Annotated in this window: 21 protein-coding genes; 7 read left to right on the forward strand and 14 right to left on the reverse strand. The window is 77.4% G+C overall.

The genetic code is table 11. The features are described from left to right. Positions 1 to 2: 2 nt before the first annotated feature. From F1641_RS09005 to F1641_RS09015, 3 genes are all read right to left on the reverse strand, one after another. Positions 3 to 2552: a sodium-translocating pyrophosphatase gene (locus F1641_RS09005; protein ID WP_194904548.1), complete on the reverse strand. Its 2550-nt coding sequence runs from the start codon at positions 2550 to 2552 to the stop codon at positions 3 to 5. Between the two features lie 106 nt (positions 2553 to 2658). Continuing rightward, positions 2659 to 3096, reverse strand: a complete 438-nt coding sequence (locus tag F1641_RS09010) for an ATP-binding protein (protein ID WP_219729521.1) — start codon at positions 3094 to 3096, stop codon at positions 2659 to 2661. A 2-nt stretch (positions 3097 to 3098) separates the two neighbouring features. Further along, entirely contained in the window at positions 3099 to 3455 is a 357-nt protein-coding gene (locus F1641_RS09015) for an STAS domain-containing protein (RefSeq protein ID WP_194904549.1), read from the reverse strand. 197 nt (positions 3456 to 3652) lie between these two features. Here F1641_RS09015 and F1641_RS09020 point away from each other — a divergent pair, with 197 nt between their 5' ends. Both F1641_RS09020 and F1641_RS09025 read left to right on the forward strand, forming a co-directional pair. Next, a complete protein-coding gene (locus F1641_RS09020) occupies positions 3653 to 6124 on the forward strand; it encodes a DEAD/DEAH box helicase (protein ID WP_375541465.1) in 2472 nt (823 codons plus the stop codon). 52 nt (positions 6125 to 6176) lie between these two features. Next, positions 6177 to 6587, forward strand: a complete 411-nt coding sequence (locus tag F1641_RS09025; RefSeq protein ID WP_194904553.1) for a hypothetical protein — start codon at positions 6177 to 6179, stop codon at positions 6585 to 6587. A gap of 8 nt (positions 6588 to 6595) precedes the next feature. Here F1641_RS09025 and F1641_RS09030 read toward each other — a convergent pair whose 3' ends face one another. The 7 genes from F1641_RS09030 to ssd form a co-directional block, all read right to left on the reverse strand. Next, positions 6596 to 6976 carry an Rv3654c family TadE-like protein gene (locus F1641_RS09030; protein WP_206690794.1) on the reverse strand — a complete coding sequence of 127 codons (381 nt, stop codon included), beginning with the start codon at positions 6974 to 6976 and terminating at the stop codon, positions 6596 to 6598. Next, positions 6973 to 7359 carry a TadE family type IV pilus minor pilin gene (locus F1641_RS09035; protein WP_194904555.1) on the reverse strand — a complete coding sequence of 129 codons (387 nt, stop codon included), beginning with the start codon at positions 7357 to 7359 and terminating at the stop codon, positions 6973 to 6975. The genes F1641_RS09030 and F1641_RS09035 overlap by 4 nt, the downstream gene beginning before the upstream one ends. Then, a complete protein-coding gene (locus F1641_RS09040; RefSeq protein ID WP_194904557.1) occupies positions 7356 to 7544 on the reverse strand; it encodes a DUF4244 domain-containing protein in 189 nt (62 codons plus the stop codon). The genes F1641_RS09035 and F1641_RS09040 overlap by 4 nt, the downstream gene beginning before the upstream one ends. Before the next feature lie 181 nt (positions 7545 to 7725). Continuing rightward, on the reverse strand, positions 7726 to 8316 hold the full coding sequence (locus F1641_RS09045) for a type II secretion system F family protein (protein WP_194904559.1): 591 nt from the start codon (positions 8314 to 8316) through the stop codon (positions 7726 to 7728). 7 nt (positions 8317 to 8323) lie between these two features. Further along, positions 8324 to 9046, reverse strand: a complete 723-nt coding sequence (locus tag F1641_RS09050; RefSeq protein ID WP_194904561.1) for a type II secretion system F family protein — start codon at positions 9044 to 9046, stop codon at positions 8324 to 8326. Next, on the reverse strand, positions 9043 to 10086 hold the full coding sequence (locus tag F1641_RS09055; RefSeq protein ID WP_194904563.1) for a TadA family conjugal transfer-associated ATPase: 1044 nt from the start codon (positions 10084 to 10086) through the stop codon (positions 9043 to 9045). Before F1641_RS09055 ends, F1641_RS09050 begins: the two co-directional genes overlap by 4 nt. After that, a complete protein-coding gene (gene ssd / locus F1641_RS09060) occupies positions 10083 to 11306 on the reverse strand; it encodes a septum site-determining protein Ssd (RefSeq protein WP_194904565.1) in 1224 nt (407 codons plus the stop codon). The genes F1641_RS09055 and ssd overlap by 4 nt, the downstream gene beginning before the upstream one ends. Positions 11307 to 11535: 229 nt before the next feature. On the opposite strand from ssd, the gene F1641_RS09065 reads away from it, so the two are divergent. The 5 genes from F1641_RS09065 (at position 11536) to F1641_RS09085 (ending at position 17141) form a co-directional block, all read left to right on the forward strand. Further along, positions 11536 to 11886, forward strand: a complete 351-nt coding sequence (locus tag F1641_RS09065; RefSeq protein WP_194905085.1) for a DUF485 domain-containing protein — start codon at positions 11536 to 11538, stop codon at positions 11884 to 11886. 56 nt (positions 11887 to 11942) lie between these two features. Further along, positions 11943 to 13514, forward strand: coding sequence for a cation acetate symporter (locus F1641_RS09070; RefSeq protein WP_206690955.1), 1572 nt, complete (start codon positions 11943 to 11945; stop codon positions 13512 to 13514). Between the two features lie 98 nt (positions 13515 to 13612). Then, positions 13613 to 15604, forward strand: a complete 1992-nt coding sequence (acs, locus tag F1641_RS09075) for an acetate--CoA ligase (RefSeq protein WP_194905087.1) — start codon at positions 13613 to 13615, stop codon at positions 15602 to 15604. Positions 15605 to 15758: 154 nt separating this feature from the next. Then, positions 15759 to 16157 (forward strand): phage holin family protein, encoded by a 399-nt coding sequence (locus tag F1641_RS09080; protein ID WP_194904566.1) that lies wholly within the window; start codon positions 15759 to 15761, stop codon positions 16155 to 16157. Positions 16158 to 16193: 36 nt separating this feature from the next. After that, a complete protein-coding gene (locus F1641_RS09085) occupies positions 16194 to 17141 on the forward strand; it encodes an alpha/beta hydrolase (protein WP_309225506.1) in 948 nt (315 codons plus the stop codon). A gap of 25 nt (positions 17142 to 17166) precedes the next feature. On the opposite strand, the gene F1641_RS09090 is transcribed toward F1641_RS09085, so the two are convergent. From F1641_RS09090 to F1641_RS09105, 4 genes are all read right to left on the reverse strand, one after another. Continuing rightward, the gene (locus tag F1641_RS09090; protein WP_194904568.1) at positions 17167 to 18351 is read right to left on the reverse strand and encodes a MarP family serine protease; all 1185 of its coding nucleotides are present in this window, start codon (positions 18349 to 18351) and stop codon (positions 17167 to 17169) included. After that, complete coding sequence (locus F1641_RS09095; RefSeq protein ID WP_206690795.1) at positions 18348 to 19067, reverse strand: CoA pyrophosphatase; 720 nt, start codon at positions 19065 to 19067, stop codon at positions 18348 to 18350. The genes F1641_RS09090 and F1641_RS09095 overlap by 4 nt, the downstream gene beginning before the upstream one ends. After that, positions 19064 to 19729, reverse strand: coding sequence for an endonuclease III (nth, locus tag F1641_RS09100; RefSeq protein ID WP_194905091.1), 666 nt, complete (start codon positions 19727 to 19729; stop codon positions 19064 to 19066). Before nth ends, F1641_RS09095 begins: the two co-directional genes overlap by 4 nt. Before the next feature lie 148 nt (positions 19730 to 19877). Beyond that, a complete protein-coding gene (locus tag F1641_RS09105) occupies positions 19878 to 20558 on the reverse strand; it encodes a Crp/Fnr family transcriptional regulator (RefSeq protein ID WP_194904570.1) in 681 nt (226 codons plus the stop codon). Positions 20559 to 20564: the final 6 nt, after the last annotated feature.

Genomic DNA, 20564 nt, shown 5'->3' on the forward strand with positions numbered 1-20564 from the left:
CGTCAGCGGGCGGGGCGCTCCGCGGGCTCGCGCCCGGCGGCCGGTGCGGCCGGTGAGCTGCTCGCCCCGACCGCCGGCTCGTCGACCCGCACCGCGGCCGGCTCGGTCGCCGGGTCGGTCGTCGGCTCGAGGGCGTCGCCGTCGCCGTCGTCGTCCAGGTCGTCGTCGAGGTCGTCGTCGTCCTCGTCCTCGTCGAGCGCGCTGGTGCGGCGGGCGGAGACGACCACGGCGATGACGATGACGAGCAGCGCAGCGCCGGCGATCCCCAGGCGGACGGCGGGGCTGGCGCTCTCGCCGATGGTGAGGGTCACGATCGCCGGGACCACCAGGATCGCCACCAGGTTCATGACCTTGAGCAGCGGGTTGATGGCCGGGCCGGCGGTGTCCTTGAACGGGTCGCCGACGGTGTCGCCGATGACCGTGGCGGCGTGGGCCTCAGAGCCCTTGCCGCCGTGCTGGCCGTCCTCGACCAGCTTCTTGGCGTTGTCCCACGCCCCGCCGGCGTTGGCCAGGAAGACCGCCATGAGGCAGCCGGTGCCGATGGCCCCGGCGAGGAAGCCCACCAGCGCCGAGACGCCGAGGCCGAAGCCGACGACGACGGGCGCGAGCACCGCGAGCAGACCGGGGGTGGCCAGCTCGCGCAGCGAGTCGCGGGTGCAGATGTCGACGACGCGTCCGTACTCCGGCTTCTCGGTGCCGTCCATGATCCCGGGCTTCTCGCGGAACTGGCGGCGGACCTCGAAGACGATCGCGCCGGCGGCGCGGGTGACCGCGTCGATGGCCAGGCCCGAGAACAGGAAGACCACCGCGGCGCCGACGAGCAGGCCCACCAGCACCGAGGGCACCGACACCAGCCCGAGGGCCACCGCGACGTCGAGGTTGTTGCGGGAGGGGACCAGGCCCAGGGAGGAGATGTCGTAGTACGAGGGCTGGTTGGCCTGGGTGAGCGTGGCGGCGGCGCTGTTGAGCGCCGTGCCGAAGCTGTCGGCCAGGGAGCCGAACAGGGCGGTCGCCGCGAGCACCGCCGTGGCGATGGCGATGCCCTTGGTGATCGCCTTCGTGGTGTTGCCCACCGCGTCGAGGTCGGTGAGGGTGCGCGCGGCGTCCTCGTCGACGTCGCCGGACATCTCGGCGATGCCCTGCGCGTTGTCGCTCACGGGACCGAAGGTGTCCATGGCCACGATCACGCCCACCGTGGTGAGCAGGCCGGTGCCGGCCAGCGCCACGAGGAACAGCGAGAGCGCGACGGCGCCGCCGGCCAGCAGGAAGCACAGCAGCACGGCGATGCCGATGATCAGCGTCGTGTAGACGGCCGAGGTCAGGCCCAGCCCGATGCCGGAGAGCACCACGGTGGCCGGACCGGTCAGCGACGTGCGCGCCACGGCCCGGGTCGGCTTGGACTCGGTGCCCGTGTAGTAGCCCGTGATCCAGAGGATGACGACGGCCAGCAGGATGCCGACGATCACCGCGGCGGAGGCGAGGAAGCGGGGGTCGCCCGCGCTCTGCGCCGCGGCCAGGCCCGGCAGGTCGGCGAAGCTGGCGGGCAGGTACAGGAACGCCACGACCGTGCTGCCCACCGCGGAGACGACGGCGGAGATGTAGAAGCCCCGCTGGATGGCGGTCAGGCCGTTCTCGGTGCCGCGGGTCCGCGTGAGCATGATGCCGAGCACCGCGGTGAGGGCGCCGACGGCGGGCACCAGCAGCGGGAAGACCAGGCCGGCGTCGCCGTAGGCCGCCCGGCCCAGGATCAGCGCGGCCACCAGCGTCACGGCGTAGGACTCGAACAGGTCGGCGGCCATGCCGGCGCAGTCGCCCACGTTGTCGCCGACGTTGTCGGCGATGGTGGCGGCGTTGCGGGGGTCGTCCTCGGGGATGCCCTGCTCGACCTTGCCCACGAGGTCGGCGCCGACGTCGGCGGCCTTGGTGAAGATGCCGCCGCCGACGCGCATGAACATCGCGACGAGCGCGGCCCCGAAGCCGAAGCCCTCGAGCATCGTGGGGGCGTCGGCCTTGAAGAAGAGGACCACCAGGGCGGAGCCGAGCAGGCCCAGGCCGACGGTGGCCATGCCGACGGTGCCGCCGGTGCGGATGGCCAGGCGGAAGCCCGCCGCGCGGCCCTCGGGGTCGCGCGAGGCCGCGGCCACGCGCACGTTGGCGCGCACCGCCAGGGACATGCCCAGATAGCCCACCGCCGCGGAGAACAGCGCTCCCACCAGGAAGAGGACGGCGCGGCCGATGCGCACCTCGGCGTCTCCCGGCAGCAGGAACAGCAGCGCCACGACCGGCAGCGCGAAGACCGCCAGGGTGCGGAGCTGGCGGCGCAGGTAGGCGCTGGCGCCCTCCTGGACCGCCGCGGCGATCTCCTGCATCCGCTCGGTGCCCGCGCCCGCGGCGAGCACCTGGCGCCGGAAGACGAAGGCCATCACCAGCCCGAGCGCGGCGACCACCGCCACGCCGACGACGATCCACTGGTCACGACCGGTCACGGCCGTGCTGGCGGTGGTGGCGCTGCCGGCTGCAGCCAGCACGGTCCCGCTCGTCAGCCCGAGCATCCGTCCTCCTCGACGAGGCTGGGGCGAGCCCCTCCTGGTGGCCTCGCGGCACCCGTCGGAGGGACAGAAGGTCGGCGTGAGACTACAAGGCGCTCCGCCGGTCGCGTCAGGACGCCGGGTCGGTGGGCAGGCCCCACGTCAGCCGGGTGGTGCCACCGGGGCCCCCGGGGCCCGCCGTCACGGAGACCTCGTCGGCGAGGCCCTCCATGAGCAGCATCGCGACCTCCTCGGACTCGACGCCGTCGTCACCGGCGCCGTCGACGACCTCGACCACGAGCACCCCCGACGCCGCGGTGAGGACCATCTCCACGAGGTCGGACGCGCCCGCGGACTCGCTGCGCTGCACCGCGCGCCCGCACGCCTCGCCCACGGCCAGGCGAACGCCCTCGACGTCGGTGGTGTCCAGGCCGACCCGGCGCGACAGCGACGTCGCCACGAGGCGGGCGGTGCGGACGTGCTCGGGCAGGGCCGTGAAGCGCAGCACGACCGGCCCCAGCGCCGCGGGGGCGCCGGGACCGGCCGGGTGCTGCGAGGGGGGCGCCACGGTCAGGAGGCGGACTCTCCGCTGGACGCGGCGACCGCGTCGTCGACGGTGCTGTGGATCGGGAAGACCTTGGTCAGGCCGGTGATGCGGAAGACCTTGAGGATCTTCTCCTGGGTGCACACCAGGTGCAGCGAGCCGTCGTGCGAGCGCACGCGCTTGAGGCCGCCGACGAGCACGCCGAGGCCGGTCGAGTCGAGGAAGTCGACCTTCTCCATGTCGACGACCAGGTGGTGGCGGCCCTCGCCGACGAGGTCGTTCAGGCGCTCGCGCAGGACGGGGGCGGTGTAGACGTCGATCTCGCCGCCGACCTCGACGACGGTCCGGCCGCCCTGCTCGCGGCTGGTCACGGACAGGTCCACGGTGGCTCCTCGGGGTCGGGCTGGAACTCGGTCGGATGATCGGGCTCGCGGCGGCGCCGGCGCTGGCGACAGCGGGCCCCTCACGGGAAGTGAACCACCCGCACCCGACCTCGGCCACGCGCGGTGGTCACCTCGCGGTCGCCCGACCACCGCCCGAGCACCGCCCGAGCACCGCCCGGCCACCGCCCGGCCCGCGGGTGGGTGACCATGGGGGTGTGGTGAGCACGAGCGGGGCGGCCGACCTCGCGGGCGCCGTGCAGCACCTCCTCGCCGCCCCCGGCCGCCGCGAGCGCGTGCTGCACGAGCACCTCGTGCCGGCCCGCGCCGGCACCACCGCCGCCTGGCCGGCCTGGGTCGACCCGGCGCTGCGGGCCGCGCTCGGCGAGCGCGGCGTGCACGAGCTGTGGCAGCACCAGGCGGTGGCCGCCGAGGCGGTCCGCGCCGGGCGCCACGTGGTGGTCGCCACGGGGACGGCGTCGGGCAAGTCGCTGGCGTACCTGCTGCCGGCGCTGACCGCCGTCGCCGAGGGCGCGGGCGAGCCGGGCGGGCGCGGGTCGACGGCGCTGTACCTGTCTCCCACCAAGGCCCTCGCCGCCGACCAGCTGGCCTCGGTGCGGGCGCTGGGCGTCCCCGGGGTCCGGGCGGCCACCTACGACGGGGACCTGCCCTCCGAGGAGCGCCGGTGGGTGCGCGAGCACGCCAACTACGTGCTCACCAACCCCGACATGCTCCACCGGTCGCTGCTGCCGGGCCACGGGCGCTGGCAGCGCTTCCTGCGGGCGCTGCGCGTGGTGGTGGTCGACGAGTGCCACCGCTACCGGGGGCTGTTCGGCTCGCACGTGGCGGCGGTCCTGCGCAGGCTGCGCCGGCTGGCCCTCGCCGCGGGCGGCCCGGGGCCGGTGTTCGTGCTGGCCTCCGCCACCGCCGCCGACCCCGCCACCACCGCCTCCCGCCTTCTCGGCGTGCCCGCCGCCGACGTGCTGGCCGTCACCGACGACACGGCCCGGCGCGGCGCCACCCGGTTCTGGATGTGGGAGCCGCCGCTGCTGCCGGGCACCGGGGAGAACGGCGCTCCCACGCGCCGTCCCGCCCCGGCGGAGACCTCCGAGCTGCTCACCGACCTGGTGGCCTCCGGCGTGCGCACGGTGGCGTTCGTGCGCTCGCGCCGCGGGGCCGAGGCCGTCGCCGTCGCCACCCGCCGCGCGCTGGCCGACGTCGACCCCGACCTGCCGCGCCGGGTGGCCGCCTACCGCTCGGGGTTCCTGCCCGAGGAGCGGCGCGCGCTCGAGCAGCGGCTGCGCTCGGGCGACCTGCTCGGCGTCGCCTCCACCAGCGCCCTCGAGCTCGGCGTCGACGTCTCGGGGCTGGACGCCGTCGTCATCACCGGGTGGCCCGGGACGCGCTCGGCGCTGTGGCAGCAGGCGGGCCGCGCCGGGCGGTCCGGCACCGACGCGCTCGCCGTGCTGGTGGCCGACGACGACCCGCTGGACACCTACGTCGTCCACCACCCCGAGGCCGTGCTGGGCGCCCCCGTGGAGCAGACGGTGCTCGACCCCGACAACCCGTACGTCCTCGGTCCCCACCTGTGCGCCGCCGCCGCCGAGCGGCCCCTGGTCCGCGACGACCTCGCCCTCTTCGGCCCGTCCGCGGAGCCCGTGCTGCGCCACCTCGTGGCGGGCGGCCTGCTCCGGGCGCGCCCCGGCGGGTGGTTCTGGACGTCCCGCCAGCGCGCGACCGACCTCGCCGACCTGCGCGGCACCGGCGGCGAGCCCGTGCGCCTGGTCGAGAGCTCCACCGGCCGCGTGCTCGGCAGCGTCGACGCCGCCTCCGCCCACCACGCCGTGCACCCCGGGGCGGTCTACCTGCACCAGGGGGAGACCCACGTGGTCGAGGAGCTCGACGAGGAGGGCTCGGTCGCGCTGGTGCGCCGCGAGGACGTCGAGCACACCACCTCGGCGCGCACCACGACGGAGGTGCGCATCCTCGCCGAGGCGCGCTCGCGCGACTGGGGCCCGGTGCGCCTGAGCACGGGCACGGTCGAGGTGACCTCGCAGGTCACCTCGTTCCTGCGGCGGCGGGCCGCGACCGGCCAGGTGCTGGGCGAGGAGCCGCTCGACCTGCCCGAGCGGGTGCTGCGGACGAGCGCCGTGTGGTGGACGGTGCCCCCCGAGCTGCTCGAGGCCGCCGGGGTCTCCCCGGCCGACGTGCCGGGCGCCGCCCACGCCGCCGAGCACGCCGCCATCGGCCTGCTGCCGCTGGTCGCCACGTGCGACCGCTGGGACGTGGGCGGGGTCTCGACGGCCCTCCACCCCGACACCGGCCTGCCCACCGTGGTGGTGCACGACGCCGCCGCGGGCGGCGCGGGCTTCGCCGAGCGCGGCTTCACCGCGGCGCGGACCTGGCTGCGCGCCACCGCCGACCTGGTCGCCGAGTGCGAGTGCGCCGCCGGCTGCCCCTCGTGCGTGCAGTCGCCGAAGTGCGGCAACGGCAACGAGCCGCTCGACAAGGCCGGGGCGCTGGCGATGCTCGAGCTGGTCCTCGCGCAGGCCGACGACGACGGCGGACCGCGCGACGCCGTCGTCGACCTGCGCGACGGCGCGGGGGGCGACGCGCCGGGGACCGAGCCGGACGCGCTGCGCCAGCGCGCCGAGCGGGCAGCCCAGCGCTAGCGTCCGTCCCCCGGCCGGCGGGCAGCGCCGGCCCGTCCTCGGGAGCGCCCTCGTGATCGTCCTCGCCGTGCTGCTGCTCCTCGTGGTGGCGCTCGTCGTGCTGTTCGTGGTCGTCACGGGCACCACCCCGACCGTCTCGCTCGAGTGGGCGCAGATCAACACCACCATCACGCTGACCGCGCTCGCGGTCTTCCTCCTCGGGGCGGCGTGCCTGCTCGTGGCCCAGCTGGGGCTGAGCCTGCTGCTGCGCGGCAACCGCAAGAGCGCCGAGCGCCGCAAGGAGCTCAAGCACCTGCGGCGCGTCGAGGCCGAGCGCGCCCGCCACGCCGGCGGGCCCGCCCCCTCGGAGGCCCCCCGCTCCGGAGGCGCCCCCACCGGCTCGGCCACCGGCTCCACCGCCCCCACCTCGACCACGGCCCCGCGGCCGGACGCCGGCGGCAGGGCGGGGTCCAGCCGGTCCTGACCGGCGGCTCACGGGACGGGGCCGGCCCGGGCCCGTGCGGTGGCCGGGCCGGTCAGCGCCCCCACCGCACCGCCCGGGGCGGCGGCCACCTCGACGTCGACGACGCCTCCTCCGGCGAGGGAGCAGCCGACCAGCTCGGCGCCGGCGGACCGGGCGGTGGCGCCGGCCACCGCGCAGGGGTCTGCGCCGGTGGTGGCCGCGGCTGCCGCGGCGAGGGCCGAGGCGTCGGCAGCCCCTGCGGCCCTCGCCGCGGCCACGGTGGTCGAGGAGGCGGCAGCCGCCCCGGCCCCCAGGAGGAGCGCGGCCGCCACCAGGGCCAGGACCAGCACGCTGCCCGACCCGTCGTCGCGGTGGGCTGAGCGGCCCGCACCCGACCGGGTCACCGTCACGGTGGCACCGGCACCGGGTCCGCGGGGGCCTCGAGGGGCGCCACCGCCTCACCGGCCACCTCGACGCGGGCGCCCAGCACGGGCACCTCCAGCGGCGCCACGACGCGGACCCGCACCAGCCCCGCCTCGTCGGCGCGCTCGCTCCTGGCCCCCTCCCCCACCGCGGACGCCACGCGCTGCTGCACGGCGGCCGGGTCCTCGCCGCGCGCCAGGGCCCGCGCGGCGGCCCCCGCGGCCAGCTGCACCCGGACCTGGGCCGCGCCGGCCGCGGCGAGCCACCCCGCCAGCACCAGGACCACGCCGACGACCAGCAGCCCGACGGCCAGCTCGGCCGTGACCGCGCCGCGCTCGGCGTCGCGGCGGGGTGGCCCGCACCGGGTCACACGAGGCTCAGGGCGCGCTGCACGAGGTCGAGGAGCATCTGGCGCACCTCGCCGCTGGAGAGGACCGCGAGCAGCAGCGCGGCGAACCCGCACGCCGCGAGCGTCGCGATGGCGTACTCCGCGGTGGCCATCCCCGCGTCGGCGGGGGCGTCGTGGGGACGGCTGGTGTCGGTGGTGGTGGTCATGGCGGGCCTCCGGTGCTCGTCGGTCGTGTCCTGGCGCCGGCCGGGGGCCCCGGCCGGCGGCCGCGGTGGGGTCCACCGGGCCTGCGTCCACCGTGGCGGCGCCGAGCGGTCCCGGGCGGTGGAGCGCGGCCCCTGTGGACGGCGGGCGCGAGCACGCCCCCTGTGGGCGCAGCGACGGCGGTCAGCCCGCCAGCAGGTCGCGGCCGAGGGAGATCAGCACGGGCACCACGGCGAGCGCGGCGAAGGCCGGCAGGGTGCACAGGCCCAGCGGGGCGACCACCCGCACGCCCAGACGCGCCGCGGCCAGCGCGGCGGCGCGCCGACGGCGCCGACGCAGCTCGTCGGCCGCGGAGCGCAGCAGCACCGCGACGGGCGCTCCCGTCTGCTCCGCCAGCTCGAGGCACCGCGCCAGCGGGCCCCGCAGCGACGCGACGGCGTGCTCGGCGCCGCGGTCCAGGTGCCCCCGGCCGCCCGGGGGCGCCGGGAGCCCCGGAGCAGCCGCGCCCAGCCCGGCCAGGTGCTCGGCGACGGGCGACCCGGCCTCGCGCAGCACCCGGGCCACCGCGTCGACCGCCGCGGGCGGCGGGGCCCCCGCCTCCACGACGGCGGCCACCAGGTCGAGCAGGAGCGCGGCGTCCGGCAGGGGCGGCCGCGCACCGCCACCACCACGAGCGGCTCGAGGGCGCGCCGGGCGGGGGCGCCCGGGCAGCACCAGGCGCGCCACCGCCACGAGCAGCGCCGCCACCAGCGCCGTCCCCGCGGCGGCGCTCACCGGGAGCTCACCGGGCGCGCTCCGCGGCACGCACGAGCAGGGCCGTCCAGACCCACCCGAGGACGGTGGCCAGCACCCCGACCGCGGCGCACCACCTCCCGGGCACCGTGCCGAGGAGCACGCCCACGGGGTCGGCCCCGACCAGCACGCCCAGCACCACCCCGGCCAGGGGCAGGACGGCGAGCAGCCGCGCGGTGGCGCGCGGACCGGCGAGCGCGGCGTCGCGGGCGTCCTGGGCGCCGGCGTCGTCGAGGAGGGAGGTGACCAGCCTGTCGAGGACCGCTGCCGCGGGCGCCCCGGTGGTCTCGCTGGTGCGCCAGGCGAGCGCCAGGGCGTCGAGCGCGGCGGCGGCACGGGGCGGCCGCGCGCCGGAGCGGAGCTCGGCCGCCAGGTCGTCGCCCCGGAACGCCGCGCGGGCGGCGCGGTCGAGGACCCCGCCCAGCGGCGCCGGCCCGGCCCCCGGGTCCCACCGCTGCGGCGCCCACGCGGCCACCGGCGGGGCGCCGGCGCGCAGGAGGGCCGCCACCTCGGCGGCGGCCCGCGCGACGACCACCCCGGCCGGCTCGGCGGTCTCGGCTCCCGGTCCGCTGCGCCACCGCGCGCGCAGGCGGCGGCCCGGCGCGGCGCGCCGTCCGCGCTCGCGCGCCGCGCCAGGGGTGGCCGGCCCCAGGAGCAGCCACCCCGCCAGCCCCGCCGCACAGACCGCCGCAGCGGGCAGCAGACCGCTCACGGCGCCGCCGGCAGCGGTGCGGCCGGGTCCTGCAGCAGCGCGGCCAGCCGCTCCCACCCGGGACCGCGGGTGCCGGGGTGGTGCGGGGAGGGGCCGGCGACCAGCGCCGGGACCACCGCGAGCGCCCCGCCGGCGCTGCTGCGCCCGACGACGCCCACCTCGACCACGCGGCGCAGGGCGCCCTCGCGGCGCAGGTGCACGACCACCTGGAGACCCGCCTCCGCCTGGGCCGCCAGGGCGGCCGGGCCGAGTCCCCCCAGGGCTCCGAGCGCCGCCAGGCGGGCGGGGACGGCGGACGCGGCGTTGGCGTGCACGGTGCAGCAGCCGCCCTCGTGGCCGGTGTTGAGGGCCAGCAGGAGGTCGGCGACCTCCGCGCCGCGCACCTCGCCCACGACCAGCCGGTCGGGACGCATCCGGAGCGCCTGGCGCACGAGCTCGCGCTGGCCCACGGCGCCGGCGCCCTCGACGTTGCCGTGCCGCGCCTGGAGCCGCACCACGTGGGGGTGGGCGGGCGCCAGCTCGCCGGCGTCCTCGACGAGGACGATCCGCTCGCGAGGGTCCGCGAGGCCGAGCAGCGCGGCGAGCAGGGTCGTCTTGCCGCTGCCCGTGCCGCCCGAGACGAGCAGCGACAGCCGGCGCCGCACGACCGCCACCAGCACCGGCCCCCAGCCCGGGGGCACGGACCCGCCCGCCTCGAGCTCGGACAGCCGCAGCGGCGCCCGGCTGGGGACCCGCAGCGACAGCAGGGTGCCGCTGCCGGAGATCGGGGGCAGCACGGCGTGCAGGCGGGTGCCGTCGGCGAGGACGGCGTCGACGCAGGGGCTGGCGTCGTCCAGGCGGCGGCCGGCGGTGGCGGCGAGCCGCACCGCGAGCGCCCGCAGGCCGTCCTCCGCCCCGACGTCGAGGTCGACGCGCTCGAGGCCGTCGCCGCGGTCGACCCACACCGAGCCGGGTCCGTTGACCACGACGTCGGTGGTGCCGGGGACGTCGAGCAGCTGCTGGAGCGGGCCGGCGGCGCCGGGTGCGGTGGCCGGGCTCATGCGCGCCTGCGCCGACCGCGGCCGCTGCGGGGACCCGTGGCGGCGACGGCCCCCGGCGCGCTGCTGACGAGGGCTGCGGCGTCGCGGGGGTCGAGGGCGTCGACGGCCCGCAGCACGGAGCGCGCGCACCGGGCGAGGGCGCCCCGCGGCCGGGGCAGCGGCTCCCCGCGGCCGAGGGCCGCGCGCACGTCAGCGCCGTGGCCGAGGTGGTCGAGCAGCGGCAGGGCGAGCGCGTCGGCGACGTCGTCGGGGGCCAGCGGAGCCCCGGGCCGGGTCGAGACGACGAGGCGCACGTCGCCCGCGGGCCCGACCAGGCCCGGCAGCAGCGCCTGCGCCGCGGTGACCGCGCGCAGCTGGGCGGGCACGAGCACCACGAGCAGGTCCAGCTGCCACAGCAGCGGCTCCACCGCGCGGCCCGTCCGGGGGAGGTCGACGACCACCAGGTCGCTGGCGCGCGCCGCGGCCGCCACCACGGCCTCCGCGGAGTCCGCCGGCACCGCACCGCCGGGCGGGACGGTGCCCCAGGGCTCCTCGCCCGGGCCGGCCGACCACGCGAGGACGGGCAGACCGGTGCTCGTGCGCGGGAGGCCGTCGCGCAGGGCGGCGGCGCGCAGGCGGGGGCCGGCACCGAGCAGGTCGGGCCAGCGCAGGCCCGGCTCGTCGTGGACCCCCAGCAGGAGGTCGGCGCCGCCGCCCACGGGGTCGGCGTCGACCAGGAGGGTGGTGCGCGGTGGTGCGGCGCGCGCCACCGCCGCGGCCAGCACGGACGCCCCCGCTCCGCCGCAGGCGCCCACCACGCCGACCAGCCGGCCCTGCAGGCCGGGACCCTCGGCGGCCGCGGCGAGGGCGCTCGCCACCAGCGGGGCCTGGTCGGGCAGCTCGGCGACGGCCGCCGCCCCGGCGTCGACGGCGGCGCGCCAGAGCCGGGCCCCTCCGCCGGCGTCGTCGGTGCCGCTGGGGGCGACGAGCAGGACCCCGGACCGGCGCAGGGGCACGCCCCGGGCGGCGGCGTCGTCGCCGAGCAGCACGGTGCCCGCGTCGCGCCACAGGCTGCCGGCCGCGGCGACGTCCTCGGCGACCCGCACCCGCACCCCCTCGGCGGCCGCCAGCCGCAGCACCTGCTCCACGACCACCGACCGGCCGGTCACGAGCAGCACCTCGTCGGCCGCGGGGGGCGAAGGCGCCCGCGCGACCCGGTCCTCAGCAGCACCGACGTCCACGGGTCCGACCCTGGTCCGGCACGGGCCGGGCGGACGGCCCGGCGGCCCCGCCTGTGGACGGAGGGCCCCTGCGGGCGTCCCTGTGGGCGCAGCGGTGCCCACGCCCCCCGGCGAGCGAACACGACCACCTCAGGACCCCGTCTTGACCTCCTCTTGACGGACGCGCCGCAGCGGGCTGCACTGTGGGCCGGTCGGTGCGACGAGGCGCCGACCGGCTCCAGGAGGTTCCATGACCGCCGACCACCGCCCGCCCGAGGGGGCCCAGCGCCCGCCGGGGTTCGACGAGGTGCGCGACAGCGCGGAGTTCGCGGCGCTGCGCCGCTCCTTCCGCCGCGTCGTCTTCCCGACCACCGCCGGGTTCCTCGCCTGGTACGCCCTCTACGTGCTCCTGGCCGCCTACGCGCCGGAGCTCATGGGCACCCGCCTCGGCGGCAGTACGATCACCGTCGGGCTGCTGCTGGGCCTCGGGCAGTTCGTGACCACGTTCGCCATCACCATGGCCTACCGGCGCTGGGCCGACCGCCGCTTCGACGCCCGGGCCGAGGCCCTGCGCGCGCAGATCACCGGCGGTGCGCGGTGAACCTCGGCAACCCCCTGGTCAACATCGGCATCTTCGGCGCCTTCGTGGCGGTGACCATGGTCATCGTCCTGAGGGCGTCCCGGAACAACAAGACCGCCGCCGACTACTACGCCGCCGGCCGCTCGTTCTCGGGCCCGCAGAACGGCACCGCCATCGCCGGCGACTACCTCTCGGCGGCCAGCTTCCTGGGCATCGCGGGCGCCATCGCCATCTACGGCTACGACGGCTTCCTCTACTCGATCGGCTTCCTGGTGGCCTGGCTCGTGGCGCTGCTGCTCGTGGCCGAGCTGCTGCGCAACACCGGCAAGTTCACGATGGCCGACGTCCTCAGCTTCCGGCTGCGCCAGCGGCCCGTGCGCATGGCCGCGGCCCTGGCGACCCTGGCCGTCTGCTTCTTCTACCTGCTGGCGCAGATGGCCGGCGCGGGCGGCCTGGTGGCGCTGCTGCTGGGCATCACCGCGCCCGCCGGGCAGTACGTCGTCGTCGCCGTCGTCGGCGTCCTCATGATCGTGTACGTGCTGGTCGGTGGCATGAAGGGCACCACCTGGGTGCAGATCGTCAAGGCCGTGCTGCTCATCGCCGGCGCCGCCGCCATGACGGTGTGGGTGCTGGCCACGTACGGCTTCAACGTCTCGAGCCTGATGCAGGCGGCGATCGACACGGCCGCCGCGCAGGGGGTGGAGGACCCGGAGGGCCTCATCGAGCCGATGAACCAGTACGGCGCGACGGCGCTGACCAAGCTCAACTTCCTGTCGCTGGCCCTGGCGCTGGTGCTGGGCACCGCGGGGCTGCCGCACGTGCTCATGCGCTTCTACACGGTGCCCGACGCCAAGCAGGCGCGCCGCAGCGTGGTCTGGGCGATCTGGCTGATCGGCCTCTTCTACCTGTTCACGCTGGTGCTGGGCTACGGCGCCGGGGCGCTGGTGGGGCCGGAGGCCATCCGCGCCGCCCCGGGCGGGGTCAACAGCGCGGCGCCCCTGCTCGCCTACGAGCTGGGCGGCACGCTGCTGCTGGGCTTCATCGCGGCGGTGGCCTTCGCGACGATCCTCGCCGTCGTCGCCGGCCTGGCCATCACGGCGGCCGCCTCGTTCGCGCACGACGTGTACGCCAGCGTGGTCAAGGACGGGAAGCCCGACCCGGGCGCGGAGGTGAGGATCGCCCGCCGCACGGTCGTCGTCATCGGTGCCGTGGCGATCCTCGGCGGCATGTTCGCCGTCGGGCAGAACGTGGCGTTCCTCGTGGCCCTGGCGTTCGCCGTGGCCGCGAGCGCCAACCTGCCGACGCTCGTGTACTCGCTGTTCTGGCGGCGGTTCACCACCCGCGGGGCGCTGTGGTCGATCTACGGCGGACTGGGCAGCTGCCTGCTGCTCATCGCCTTCTCACCGGTGGTGTCGGGCAAGGTCGACCCGGTGACCGGAGCGAGCCTGTCGCTGGTCAAGGACACCGGCGTCGACTTCGCGCTCTTCCCGCTGGAGAACCCCGGCATCGTGTCGATCCCCCTGGCCTTCCTGCTCGGGTGGGTCGGGACGATGACGAGCCGGCCGGAGCCCGACCACGAGGCGAAGGCCGACGAGATGGAGGTGCGCGCGCTGACCGGCGCGGGCGCCGAGGGTGCCGTCGACCACTGACGCCCCCTGTGCCAGGGTCGGTCGCGGACGACGCGGCCGTCGTCCCGGCCGACCCTGCCGCCTGCAGAGCACCGCGCGTGCACGACCCGGAGGACGCGATGACCGAGCCGACCAGCGAGCACCCCCACGAGCAGGTCACCTACCCGCCGCCCGCGGACCTCGCGGCCGGCGCGGTGGCCACCGCGGCGCTCTACGAGGAGGCGGCCTCGGACCGCCTCGCGTTCTGGGGCCGGCAGGCCCGCGAGCTGCTGACCTGGGACGTCGAGCCCACCCAGGTGCTCGACTGGTCCGACGCGCCGTTCGCGCGCTGGTTCGCCGACGGGAGGCTCAACGCGGCGGCCAACTGCGTCGACCGCCACGTGGCCGCGGGGAACGGCGACCGGGTCGCCTTCCACTGGGTCGGCGAGCCGGGCGACACCGTCACCACCACCTACGCCGACCTGCACGCCCAGGTGCAGCGCGCCGCCAACGCCCTGACCGACCTCGGGGTGCGCACGGGCGACCGCGTCGCCATCTACCTGCCGATGGTCCCCGAGGCCGTCGTGGCGATGCTCGCCTGCGCCCGCATCGGCGCCCCGCACAGCGTCGTCTTCTCCGGCTTCAGCGCCCAGGCCCTGCGCGACCGCGTCGACGACGCCCGGGCCGTGGCCGTGATCACCTCCGACGGCGGGTACCGCCGCGGGGAGCCCGCGCCGCTGAAGCCGGCCGTCGACGCGGCGCTGGAGCCGAGGGACGGCGTCGAGAGCACCGTGAGGGCCGTCCTCGTCGTGCAGCGCACGAAGGGCGAGGTCGCCTGGACCGAGGGCCGCGACCACTGGTGGCACGAGGCCCTCGAGGCCGCCGCCCCGACCCACGAGCCGGTCGGCGTCGAGGCCGAGCACCCGCTGTTCGTGCTCTACACCTCGGGCTCCACGGGCAAGCCCAAGGGCATCCTGCACACCACCGGCGGCTACCTCACCCAGGCCGCCTACACCCACCGCGCCGTCTTCGACCTGCACCCCGAGAGCGACGTCTACTGGTGCGGCGCGGACATCGGCTGGGTCACCGGCCACACGTACATCGTCTACGGGCCGCTGCTCAACGGGACGACCTCGGTCATGTACGAGGGGACCCCGAACACGCCCACCCAGGACCGCTGGTGGCAGATCGTCGAGCAGCACGGCGTCACCAAGCTGTACACGGCGCCCACCACCATCCGGACCTTCATGAAGTGGGGCGAGGAGCTCGTCTCCGGGCACGACCTGAGCACCCTGGAGGTGCTCGGCAGCGTCGGCGAGCCCATCAACCCCGAGGCGTGGACCTGGTACCGGCGGGTCATCGGATCGGACCGCACGCCCGTGGTCGACACGTGGTGGCAGACCGAGACCGGCGGCATCATGATCAGCGCGCTGCCGGGCGTGACCAGCCTCAAGCCGGGCTCGGCGCAGGTGCCCCTGCCGGGCATCGGCGTCGAGGTGGTCGACGACGAGGGCCGCGTGCTCCCCGCCGGCCACGAGGGCGCCGGGTACCTGGTGCTCACCGAGCCGTGGCCGGGCATGCTGCGCGGCATCTGGGGCGACGAGGAGCGCTTCCGCGACACGTACTGGTCGCGCTTCGCCAAGGAGGGCTGGTACTTCGCCGGGGACGGCGCCCGGCGCGACGCCGACGGCGACGTCTGGCTGCTGGGCCGGGTCGACGACGTCATGAACGTCTCCGGCCACCGGATCTCCACCACCGAGGTCGAGTCGGCGCTGGTCAGCCACCCGGCGGTGGCCGAGGCCGCCGTCGTCGGGGCCTCCGACCCCACCACGGGCCAGGGCATCGTGGCGTTCGTGATCCTGCGCGAGAGCGCCGCGCACGACGGCGGCGGCGGCGACATCGCCAGGGCGCTGCGCGACCACGTGGCCCGCGAGATCAGCCCGATCGCCAAGCCCCGGCAGGTGATGGTGGTCTCGGAGCTGCCCAAGACCCGCTCGGGCAAGATCATGCGCCGCCTGCTGCGCGACGTCGCCGAGGACCGCCAGGTCGGTGACGTGACGACCCTGGCCGACTCCAGCGTCATGGCCACCATCCAGGCCGGGCTCCAGGGCGGCCGGGGCTCGGAGGACTGACCGGCCACCGCCCGGGGGGCGGGGGCCGCAGGGTCCCCGTCCACCGGGTGGGGGCCTCCACCGCGCGTGAGGGCCGAGGCCCCCCTACGCTCGCCGAGCAGAGTGCGCGGCCGGACAGGTCCCGCCGCGGACCCGACGACCAGGAGGAACACCGGTGAGCCACACCACGGGCACCACGGGCAGCGAGCGCACCATCGGCCAGCTCGTCGCCGACGCCAGTCGCGACCTGTCGGCGCTCGTGCGCGCCGAGATCGCGCTCGCCAAGTCGGAGATCACCGCCGAGGTGAAGCAGGGCGCCATCGGCGCCGGCCTCTTCGTCGGCGCCGCCGTCTTCGGCGGCATCGGCGGCCTCTTCGTGCTGCTGGCGATCGCCTGGCTGCTCTCGCTCTGGCTGCCCACCTGGGCGGGCTTCCTCATCGTGGCCGTCGTGCTGCTCGTCATCGCCGGGGCGCTGGCGCTCGTCGGCAAGGGCCGGATCAGCAAGGTCGGCAAGCCCGAGCGCACCATCTCGACGTCCAAGCAGTCGATCGAGGCGCTGAAGGGCCACCACTGACCGCACCCCCCGGGGTGCCCGGGTGACGGCGCGGTGGTGAGGCAGCCGCCGCGCGGCCTGCGGGCGGGCCCCCCGGTCGACGCGGCCGACCTCCTGGACGACGGGCCCTGGCGCCACCGCTACGTCACCGCCAACGGCTGCCGCTTCCACGTCGCGGAGGCCGGTCCTGCCGACGGCTCCGCGCCGCTGGTGCTGCTGCTCCACGGGTTCCCGCAGACCTGGCGCGCCTGGAAGCACCAGCTGGTGGCGCTCCCCGCCGCCGGCTACCGCGCCGCGGCGCTCGACCTGCGCGGCAGCGGCGCCTCCGACAAGCCCCCGCGCGGCTACGACACCGCCACCCTCGCCGCCGACGCGGCCGGGGTGGTCCGCGCGCTCGGGGCCTCCAGCGCCGTCCTCGCGGGCAGCGGCTGGGGCGGCTGGGTGGCGTGGGCCTCCCCCGCGCTGCAGCCCGCCACCACCGCGGCCGTCGCCAGCCTCGGCGAGCCCCACCCCCTGCTGCCGCTGCGCGAGCCGTGGCGGGTGCTCACGCCCTCCGCGGTGCGCCACCTGGCCCGCTCCCAGGTGCCCGTGGAGCCCGAGTGGGCCGTGCGCGACGGCTCGACGGTCGAGCAGGTCCTGCGCGACTGGGGCGCCCCCGGCTGGGCGACGCCGGCGGTCGTGGCCGAGCACGCCGCGGCGCTGCGGGTGCCGTTCGCCGCGCACGCCGCCATGGAGTGCTACCGCTGGGTGGTGCGCTCGCGCGTGCGCCCCGACGGGCGCGCCCTCGCGAGCGCGCTGGCCCGGCCCGTGGAGGTCCCGGTGCTGCACGCGCAGGGCGCCGAGGACGGCGCCGTCGTCGCCCGCGCGGCGCGGCGCAGCGGCGAGCGCGCCGGCTCCGCCTACCGGTGGGCGCAGGTGCCCGGCGCCGGGCACTTCCTCGGGGAGGAGGCCCCCGAGGCGGTCAGCGAGCTGCTGGTCGACTGGCTGGGCGAGCTGCGCCTCTGAGCCCGGCGCGCCCGGGCGGGAGCCCTCAGCCCGCCGTGCAGGCCCCGGTCGACACCGGGGTGGTGGCCTCCTGCGCCTTCTGCAGCACGGGGCGGGCCTCGTCGAGGGTGAGGGCGTACCCGGTGCCCGCGTCGGTCAGGGAGCGCGCGAAGACGACGCCGACCACGTTGCCGCCCGGGTCGAGCAGCGGGCCCCCGGAGTTGCCGGGCTCGACGTCGGCGGCGAGGGAGTAGACCTCGCGCACCACCGCCGAGGTGCCGTAGATGTCCTGCCCCTCCGCGCGCACCACCTCGCGGACGCGGGCGGGCACGGCGGTGAACGGGCCGTCCTGGGGGAAGCCCGCGACGACGGCGTCGGCGGAGCCGGCCAGCTGGCGCCCGGTGCCGAGCGGCTCGGCGCGCAGCCCGGGCACGGCGAGGACGGCGAGGTCCTCCGCGGGGTCGAAGAGGACCACGGTGGCCTCGAGCTGCTCGCCCTCGCCGCCGACCTGCACGGTGGGCCGCTCGACGCCGGCGACGACGTGCGCGTTGGTGACCACCCGCTGCGGGGCGACGACGAAGCCGCTGCCCTCGCTGCCGCGCCGGCACGCCTGCGCCGTCCCCGTGATCTTCACGATGCCGCGCTGGGCCACGGAGACGGCGCCCCCCACCACGGCGTCGTTCGGCGGCGCCACCGGCGTCAGGGGCTCCTCGCCGGTGCCGCTGAAGACGCGGGGGAAGTCGTTGGCCTCGACCACCGAGCGGAACCCGGCGAACAGGGTCTCCGCCTGCGGCGGGACCAGGGTGCCGATCGTCGCGATGACCTTGGAGGACGCGACCGACCGCGCCAGGGTCGGCATCGGGCCGGCGCGGACGGCCCCGGCCACGAACCACGACACGAGCGCCACGGCGACGACGGCCGCGACCGCCCCGAGGGCGGAGTCGACCACCTGGGCGGGCTGCCAGGTGATGACGTCGCGCAGCCGCCGCCCGACCAGGGAGCCCAGCAGCTGGCAGCCCCACGCGACGAGCAGCACGCCCACCACGACGACGACCGTGCGCGTGCGCCCCGGCTCCATCGGGGTCACGACCAGCGGGAGCAGCCACATGCCGAGCCCGGCGCCGGCGATGAAGGCGCCCACCGACAGGACCCCCACCACCAGCCCCTGCCGCAGCCCGGAGAGCCCGTAGACGATGAGCAGCAGGAGCAGGACGACGTCCAGCGTGCTCACGAGCGCCCCCTCGCGCCGGGGGCCGCTGCAGCGACCGCCCCGGTCACCGAGCTCATCGGCACCTCGCGGCGGGCGTCCCACGGCTGCTCCCGGCCCGCAGCGCGCAGCAGCGCGTCGAGGAGCACCGCGGTGAAGCCCCAGACCACGAGGCCGTCGACGGCGAAGGTGGGCCCGGTCCACCCCGAGGGGCTGCGCACCACCGCGCGGGCGGACGGGTCGGCCAGGGCCTCCAGCGGCACCCGGAGCACGCGCGCGACCTCGGCGGGGTCGCCGACCACCGGGGGGACGGGCACGGCCTGCCAGCCGAGCACCGGCACCACCGAGGTGCCGGTCGGGGGCACCACCAGCGCCGGCATGCGGCCGACCACGGCCACGCCGGCCGGGTCGACGCCCGCCTCCTCCTGCGCCTCGCGCAGGGCGGCGCGGACCGGGTCGCCGCCGTCGGCCTCGTCGACGCCCCCTCCGGGGAAGGCGACCTGGCCGGCGTGGGTGCGCAGGCCGGAGGCCCGCTCGGTGAGCACCACGTCACCCGCGCCGTCGTCGCCCGGCCCGAGCAGCACGAGCACGGCGGCGCGGCGCCCGGAGCGGGCCCCGAGGGGGACGCCCTCGGCGCGGGCGGCACCGGCGCGGCCGGCGAGGAGCTCGGCGACGGCGCCACCGGCGGCGGGGAGCTCGCCGGCCAGGCGCTCCACCCACGCGGGCAGGGGGGCGCTCACTCCAGGCCGGCCTGGACCAGGCCCTTGACCAGCGCCCGGGCCTTGACCGGGTCGGTCTCGCCGACGCCGTACGAGGGGCAGTCGCGGGCCAGGGGGCAGGCGCCGCACGCCGGGCGCCGGGCGTGGCAGGTGCGGCGGCCGTGGAAGATCACGCGGTGGCTCAGGGGCGTCCAGTCGCTCTTCGGGAAGAGGGCGGCGAGGTCGTCCTCGACGGCGACCGGGTCCTCCTGCTCGGTCCACCCGAAGCGGCGCGACAGGCGCCCGACGTGGGTGTCGACGGTGATGCCCGGCAGGCCGAACGCGTCACCGCGGACCACGTTGGCGGTCTTGCGCCCCACCCCGGGCAGGGTCACCAGGTCCTCGAGGCGGCGCGGCACCTCACCGCCGTAGGCGTCCACCAGGCGGGCCGCCAGGCCCTGCACGGAGGCGGCCTTGGCGCGGTAGAAGCCGACGGGGCGCAGCACCGCCTCCAGCGCCTCGCGGTCGGCGCCGGCGAGGTCGGCGGGGGTGAGCCAGGTGCCGAACAGGGCGGGGGTGACGGAGTTGACCCGCACGTCGGTGGTCTGCGCGGAGAGCACGGTGGCCACCAGCAGCTGGAAGGGCGAGGTGAAGTCGAGCTCGCAGTGCGCGTCGGGGTAGCGCGCCGCGAGCACGCGGTGCATGCGTCGGGCGCGCCGCACGCGCCCCAGGGGCGTCTCGTGCGGGGCGCCCCCTCCCGGCGTCGGCCTCACCCGCGAAGGGTACGGGCGCGCCCCGACAGCGCCGGGGAGGTCGGCTGGCGTCGGCGGGTGTCGGCAGGTGTCGGCGGGGTCAGCGCGCGCGGCGGCGCAGGCGCTCGACGTCGAGCAGGCTCACCGACCGGGCCTCGAGCTTCACCCAGCCGCGGGCGGCGAAGTCGGCGAGGGCCTTGTTGACCGTCTCGCGGGAGGCGCCGACCAGCTGGGCGAGCTCCTCCTGGGTGAGGTCGTGCTGCACGAGCAGCCCCGACTCGGTGGTGCGGCCGAAGCGCAGGGCCAGGTCGAGCAGGGTGCCGGCCACGCGGCCGGGCACGTCGGTGAAGACGAGGTCGGCGAGGGCGGTGGTGGTGCGGCGCAGGCGGCGGGCCAGGGCCCGCAGCAGCTGCTGGGCCACCTCCGGCCGCGGCGCCATCCAGGCGTACAGCTCCTCGTAGTCGAGGGCGGCGAGGGTGGCGGGGCCCACGGCCACGGCGCTGGAGGTGCGCGGGCCCGGGTCGAACCAGCTCAGCTCGCCGAACATCTCCCCCGGCCCGAGGACGGCGAGGAGGTTCTCGCGCCCGTCCGGGGAGGTGCGCCCGAGCTTGATCTTGCCGGTCTGGACGACGAAGAGGTCGGCGGGCTCGTCGCCCTGCGCGAAGAGGACCTGCCCGCGGCGCAGCTCGACGATCCGCGCCAGGGACAGGAGGACCTCCACGGCGTCGTCGTCGACGCCCACGAACAGCGGGGCGCGGCGCAGCACGTCACGGTCGACCACGGCGGC

Origin of the sequence: Quadrisphaera sp. INWT6, assembly GCF_015390235.1 — a bacterium.
Taxonomy (GTDB): Bacteria; Actinomycetota; Actinomycetes; order Actinomycetales; family Quadrisphaeraceae; genus Quadrisphaera.